Annotated in this window: 1 protein-coding gene; it reads left to right on the top strand. The window is 67.5% G+C overall.

What is annotated here, in order from left to right; translation table 11 throughout:
* Window positions 1-238: 238 nt before the first annotated feature.
* Window positions 239-1,426, top strand: a complete 1,188-nt coding sequence (locus tag ACZ4MF_RS48990) for an IS110 family RNA-guided transposase (protein ID WP_467500944.1) — start codon at window positions 239-241, stop codon at window positions 1,424-1,426.
* The last annotated feature ends 19 nt before the right edge of the window (window positions 1,427-1,445 follow it).

Below are 1,445 nucleotides of genomic sequence, written 5' to 3'. Positions count from 1 at the left end.
CTCAACCTTCCCTACGTTGCTCTGCGGGACAGGGTGAGCCCTTCGTATGGTTCATCTACCCAGGGACGTCGGGTGTGGCTTTCAACCTTCTGCCACTCGTGGCTGGCATCGATTGGCCGCCCGACGTCCCACGACGACTCGGCTGCCAATTAGGAATTGCGAATGATCGCCAAGTAGGGAATCGACAGCGAGGTCGTCCGTCGGGAGGCACCAGCAGCACACCGCACGGAGGCATCACATGGCCGCGATCTGGGCCGGCATCGACGCAGGCAAGACCCATCACCACTGCGTCGCGATCGACGAGAGCGGCCGTCGGCTGCTGTCACGACGCGTTGCCAATGACGAACCCGAACTCCTCCAACTCCTCGCCGATGTACTGGACCTGGGCGACGAGGTGACCTGGGGCATCGACCTGGCCGACGGCGGAGCCGCCCTGGCCATCGCGATCCTCCTCAACCACGACCAGCCGGTGCTCTACCTCTCCGGCCGTGCCATCCACCGAGCTTCCGAGGGCTACCGCGGCGAGGGCAAGACCGACGCCAAAGACGCCGCCGTCATCGCCGACCAGGTCCGCCTCCGGCGTGACCTGCACCCCTTACGCACCGGAGACGAGACCGTCACCGACCTCAAGATCCTCACCGGCCGCCGGATGGACCTGGTCGCCGACCGCACCCGCACCGTGAACCGCCTTCGCGCCCAGCTCACCGGCATTTTCCCCGGCCTGGAACGGCTGGACCTCACCAACGTCGGACCCCTCACCCTGCTGATCGGCTACCAGACACCGGCCGCCCTCCGTCGGATCGGCGCCAAGCGCCTTAAGACCTGGCTGCGCAACCGCAGCGTTCGCAACGCCGAGCAGCTGGCCGAGACCGCCCTCCGGGCCGCCGAGCGCCAGCACACCAGCCTCCCAGGCGAGAAGCTGACCGCCCAGCTGGTGCACACGCTGGCGACGGAGGTGATCGCCCTCAACCAGCAGGTCACCGAGATCGACAAGCTGATCGAGGCCCGGTTTCGCCAGCACCGCGACTTCGAAGTGATCACCAGCATGCCCGGCCTGGGCGTCATCCTCGGCGCCGAGTTCCTGGCCGCCACCGGCGGCGACATGACCGTATTCGGCACTCCGGACCGGCTCGCCGGCTTCGGCGGTGTCGCTCCCGCTCCGCGGGACTCCGGCAAGATCAGCGGTAACCTGCGGCGCCCTCAGCGATACAACCGCAGACTCCAACGGGTCTTCTACACCTCCGCGTTGTTCAGCATCCGCCACTGCGAGGAGTCCCGCCGGTTTTACGACCGCAAGCGAGCCGAGGGCAAGCGCCACACTCAGGCGGTCCTCGCCCTCGCCCGCCGCCGCGTGAACGTCCTCTGGGCCCTCCTGCGCGACGGACGGACCTACGAGCTCGTGCCGCCCGCAGCCCTCGCGGCTTGACAAACGACATTAGGAATCG

It is taken from the genome of Streptomyces sp. NPDC025793 (assembly GCF_055558375.1).
Note: the sequence above shows the minus strand (reverse complement) of the source record. Positions and strands in the feature narration are given on the sequence as shown.